Below are 4,548 nucleotides of genomic sequence, written 5' to 3'. Positions count from 1 at the left end.
GAAATGAATGAGCAGGTTGCTGTTTTCCTCCGCGCCCAGGATGGCCTTGAAGACACAGTCGACCGTGGGGTTGATGGCGTGGCGCATGGGGCAGTGTAACGGGGATGGGTGACGCGGACAATCGGGGGGCGTGGTGAGCGATTCCATCGTTGGGCGGCAGCGCGCGACCCTGATCCACAGATGAACACAGATGTTTTTTCTTCATCTGTGAACATCTGTGACATCTGTGGACAAATCCAAGCGGCCGCTTTGGCTGGAACGACGATCAAGGCCGAGGCCGAGGCAAGACAGGACGTCGTCATGACCCGTCGCAGGCGACCAATCGCGCGGTTGGTGCCGGAATCAGGGTCTGCCTGCAATTGGGATACGCTGGCGGATGCGGCCCAGGGCGGCGGTGTGCCTCTGTTCACCGTCGGCTGATCGACAAGGCGGTGCGGCCGGCAGCCGGGATGTTGGGGTTCGTTCCTGACACTGGTGGCGAATTCGCTAACCCATTGAAGCTCAGCGCCTCCGGATGTCGCTATCAAGTGGTTACGGGGTCTCCAGGCATTTCGCCACCAGTGTCCGTGCCTCACCGCATCCTACCCCGCTCCAACGGATCGACGACAAGATACTCGCGCGCCCCGGCGCGCTCGTGTAACCGCGACGCCGGGCGGCGGGCAATCCGACAGCGTTCGCCGGTTGACCTTTTCCCGCCGCCCTTTAAGCTAACGGGGTTTCGCAGCCGCACCGCCCTCCCCGTACGGATAGCCGTTTATGACCAGTGCCCCGCCCCGCGATCCGGCCGTCCGCCCGGCCCTGTCGGTCGTGATCCCGATGTTTGACGAGGTGGAGAATGTGGAGCCCATGTTGGCCCGTGTCCATCAGGGATTGGCGGACTATGGCGGGGTCTGGGAGCTGATCTGCGTGGACGACGGCAGCCGCGACGGAACCGGCGCGCGGCTGATGCAACTGGCCGCAACCTGCGGCAGCCATGTCCGGGTGATCCGGCTGCGCCGCAATTTCGGGCAGACGGCGGCGATGCAGGCGGGGTTCGATGCCGCCCGCGGCACGGTGATCGCGACCCTGGACGGGGATCTGCAGAACGATCCGGCGGATATCCCGCGGATGGTCGATGAACTGCTGGCCCGCGATCTGGATTTGCTCCAGGGCTGGCGGCAGCGGCGCCAGGACGATCTGTTGCTGCGCAAGGTTCCGTCGCGCATCGCCAATGCGCTGATTGGACGGGTGACCGGGGTGGCGCTGCACGACTATGGGTGCAGCCTCAAGGTCTATCGGGCGGAGGTGATCCGCGAGGTCACACTGCTGGGTGAGATGCACCGCTTCATCCCGGTGTGGGTGGCCGGGGTGACCGCCCCGACGCGCATCGGCGAGACACCGGTCAGCCATCAGGCGCGCCGCTTCGGTGCCTCCAAGTATGGGATTTCGCGCACCTTTCGGGTGTTGATCGATCTGCTCTCGGCCTTCTTCTTCCTGCGTTTCGGCTCCCGTCCGGGGCACTTCTTCGGGTCGATCGGCATCCTGTTCGGCGCCGTCGGCGGGGCCATGATGGCCTATCTGCTGGTGGTGAAGTTCGGTCTGGGTCAGAACATCGGCCAGCGGCCCTTGCTACTGGTCTCCATCCTGTTGCTGGTCGCCTCGATCCAGTTTTTGACCACCGGCGTGCTTGCCGAACTGCTGACCCGGACCTTCTACGCCTCCAGCGATCTCTCGCATCATCGCATCCGCGTCCAGACCGATCCGGCCGCCGCCGGCTGGAGGACGCCGGCATGAAACTCGTTCCGGACCGGTTCGACGCCTTCTTCACCTCGCCCTGGATTTTGGCGGCGGTGGTGTTCTTCGCCTTCTTCTGGCAACTCGGTGCCCTGCCGCTCTACGATCTCGACGAGGGGGCGTTCACCGAGGCAACCCGCGAGATGATCGTGAGCGGCAACTACATCACACCGCACAAGGACGGTGAGCCGCGCTACGACAAACCGATATTGATCTACTGGGCCCAGGCCGCCTCCGCCCAGGTACTCGGGTTCAACGAGTTCGCGCTGCGCCTCCCCTCGGCCCTGGCCGCCGCGCTCTGGGTGTGGGCGCTGTGGCGGTTCGTGCGCGAACGGCTGGATGCGCCGACCGCCGTGGTTGCCGGCATGGCCCTGGCGCTATCGCTCCAGGTCTCACTGGTGGCCAAGGCGGCGGTGGCTGACGCGCTGCTGAACCTCTTCATCGCCCTGACCTTCTTTGAGATCTACCGCTTCTACACCCGACCGGAGGCGGGCAGCCGGTCCGGCCCGGTGGTGCGCGCCTGGCTGTGGATGGGGCTCGGGTTTCTCACCAAGGGGCCGGTGGCCATCTTCTTTCCGGCGCTGGTGAGTCTGCTGTTCTTCTGGTCGGAGGGCGCTTTGCCGCAGTGGCGCCGGGCCCTGTTCTCCCCGGTCGGCTGGCTGGTTTTCCTCCTGGCGGCCGGCCCCTGGTATCTGGCGATCTACCTGGACGACGGCGCCGGCTTCTTCAAGAGCTTTTTCCTGCATCACAATGCCGATCGGTTCGGCGCGACCATTCACGGACACAGCGGCTTTTTCGGCTATTACGCCGTGATGCTGCCGCTGATTCTGCTGCCTTTCACCGGTTGGTTCCTGCGTCTGTTGCTCCCTTGGCGAACCGCCTGGCGCCACGCCTGGGCGGACCCACTGGAGCGCTTTCTGTGGATCTGGTTCACGGTGGTCTTCTGCTTCTTTTCGTTCTCGGGGACGCAACTGCCGCATTACCTGCTGTACGGCTGTACACCGCTGTTCATCCTGATGGCGCGTCATCGTGAGCTGTTAACCGGCCGCTGGCTCGCGTTCACGCCGCCGCTCGCGCTCTTCGCCTTGCTGCTCGCCCTGCCCTGGGTGCTGGGAATCATCGCCTCCGGTGACCACAAGGCCCATGAGGCGGCGATGATCAGCGACGGCCGCGCGCTGCTGGATTGGTCCTATGTCGCCGGGGTCGCGGTCGGCGGCGCCGCCCTGGTCGGTCTGCTGCTGTGGTCCCGGCCGACGCTCTGGCAGCGGCTGATGCTGGCCGGGGTGATTCAGGGCCTGGTGATCTTCGGGGTGCTCGCGCCCCGCGTCTTCGACGTCTTGCAGGCGCCGGTCAAGGAAGCGGCGGAACTCGCCCGGAGGCTTGATCTGCCCACCGTGGCGTTTCGCACCTCAATGCCGAGTTTCAGCGTCTACCGCGACGCAATCACCCCGAACCGCATCCCGCGGACCGGGGAACTGGCTTTCCTGCGCGTCGACAAACTCGATGCACTGGCCCGCGAGTTGCCGGACTTGCGGCTCGACCTGCTCTATCGGCGTGGACCGGTGGCCCTGGTGTGGGTGCGTGAGCATTTGCGTCCGACCGGCGACTGGCAGCCCCAGGAGCGCGACGGTGGTTAAGGGCCTGATCGGCTGGCTGCGCCGGGACCTGAACCAGTCGCTCACCGCCGGGGCCGCCCGCACCCCCCTGGACCCGCCGGGCGGAGCCCTGTGGCTGTCCACCTGGGCCTGGTCCAGCCTGGCGGTCGGGCTGACCCTCTGGCTTGCCTGCGGCTATCACGCGGGCTTCGCGGCACTGAATGAGGCCGGGACCGTCTATCCGGACTGGGTCTGGCAGTGGCTGACCTCGATCGGCGGCGAGGGCGTCCCCTTCGTCCTCTGTCTGTTCTTTGCGCGGCGTTATCCACGGGTGTTCTGGGCCCTGGTGCTGGCCGGGCTGGTGGCCGCGGCCTTCAGCCGGGGGCTCAAGCCCTTGTTCGATGCGGCCCGCCCGCCGGCCGTGCTGCCGCCGGACAGCTTCCACCTGATCGGCCCGCTGCACCGGCGGGCAAGCTTCCCGTCCGGTCACGCCACGACGGCCGCGGTCTTTTTCGGGGTCCTGGTCTACTACGCTCGCTGGTCGGAACTGCGGGTGCTGCTGATCCTGGTGGCGGTGCTGGTCGGCCTGAGTCGGGTGGCGGTGGGTGTGCACTGGCCGGTGGACGTGGCCGTCGGGTTCTGGGGCGGCGTGCTCGCGGCCTGGATCGGCGCCCGCCTGGCAGCGCGGCGACCCGCCCTGGCAACCGATGCCGCGGTGCATCTGGCCCTGGTGACCCTGTGCGGCTTTGCCGCCGTCGGGCTGATCCTCGGGGATGCCGAGTATGCCCAGGCGCGGCCCCTGCTCCAGGCCCTGGGGTGGGCGGCCCTGGGGTATGGGGTCCTGGGCTATCTGGTCAGCCCCCTGCTGCGGGGGTTGGCCGCGCCGCGGCTGACCAGCCGGCCGGGATAAGAACCTGGATCATCATGCCGGCTGCAGGGTGGGCAAGGGCGGGCCTTGTCCACCTTCTGGCCAGCCGAGGCGCCGGCCCACTGAGATCCAAGGCTTCAGCCGGGTTCCCAGCGCTTCCCAACCCGGGCAACAGCAGTTCCAAATTTGGGTGGCCGCCGCCAACAGCGTGTCGGCAGCGAGGCCGATGGTGGATGCGCTGCGCTTATCCACCCTACGAAACCGGCTCCGTTGTAGGGTGGATAAGGCGCGTCGCTCGGTCTCGGGGACTCG

At 66.8% G+C, this 4,548-nt stretch carries 4 protein-coding genes and 1 pseudogene; 4 read left to right on the top strand and 1 reads right to left on the bottom strand.

The annotated features are described in order from the left end of the window. Positions 1-180 precede the first annotated feature (180 nt). The 4 genes from QZY03_RS16675 (at position 181) to QZY03_RS16660 (ending at position 4,278) form a co-directional block, all read left to right on the top strand. The gene (locus tag QZY03_RS16675) at positions 181-420 is read left to right on the top strand and encodes a hypothetical protein (protein WP_295583004.1); all 240 of its coding nucleotides are present in this window, start codon (positions 181-183) and stop codon (positions 418-420) included. A gap of 336 nt (positions 421-756) precedes the next feature. Further along, positions 757-1,773: a glycosyltransferase family 2 protein gene (locus QZY03_RS16670; RefSeq protein WP_295583002.1), complete on the top strand. Its 1,017-nt coding sequence runs from the start codon at positions 757-759 to the stop codon at positions 1,771-1,773. Next, positions 1,770-3,410 (top strand): glycosyltransferase family 39 protein, encoded by a 1,641-nt coding sequence (locus QZY03_RS16665; RefSeq protein WP_295583001.1) that lies wholly within the window; start codon positions 1,770-1,772, stop codon positions 3,408-3,410. Before QZY03_RS16670 ends, QZY03_RS16665 begins: the two co-directional genes overlap by 4 nt. Then, positions 3,403-4,278: a phosphatase PAP2 family protein gene (locus QZY03_RS16660; protein ID WP_295582999.1), complete on the top strand. Its 876-nt coding sequence runs from the start codon at positions 3,403-3,405 to the stop codon at positions 4,276-4,278. Before QZY03_RS16665 ends, QZY03_RS16660 begins: the two co-directional genes overlap by 8 nt. 12 nt (positions 4,279-4,290) lie before the next feature. Here QZY03_RS16660 and QZY03_RS16655 read toward each other — a convergent pair. Then, positions 4,291-4,548, bottom strand: a pseudogene (locus QZY03_RS16655) (hypothetical protein); the annotation flags it as partial.

The organism is uncultured Lamprocystis sp. (assembly GCF_903933125.1).
GTDB lineage: Bacteria > Pseudomonadota > Gammaproteobacteria > Chromatiales > Chromatiaceae > Thiodictyon.
This window is presented reverse-complemented; position numbering and strand designations above follow the sequence as displayed.

What these genes read in the sequence shown, in the direction of transcription:
- QZY03_RS16675 (WP_295583004.1), top strand. Translation starts at nt 181, where the DNA reads ATGAACACAGATGTTTTTTCTTCATCTGTGAACATCTGTGACATCTGT.
- QZY03_RS16670 (WP_295583002.1), top strand. Translation starts at nt 757, where the DNA reads ATGACCAGTGCCCCGCCCCGCGATCCGGCCGTCCGCCCGGCCCTGTCG.
- QZY03_RS16665 (WP_295583001.1), top strand. Translation starts at nt 1,770, where the DNA reads ATGAAACTCGTTCCGGACCGGTTCGACGCCTTCTTCACCTCGCCCTGG.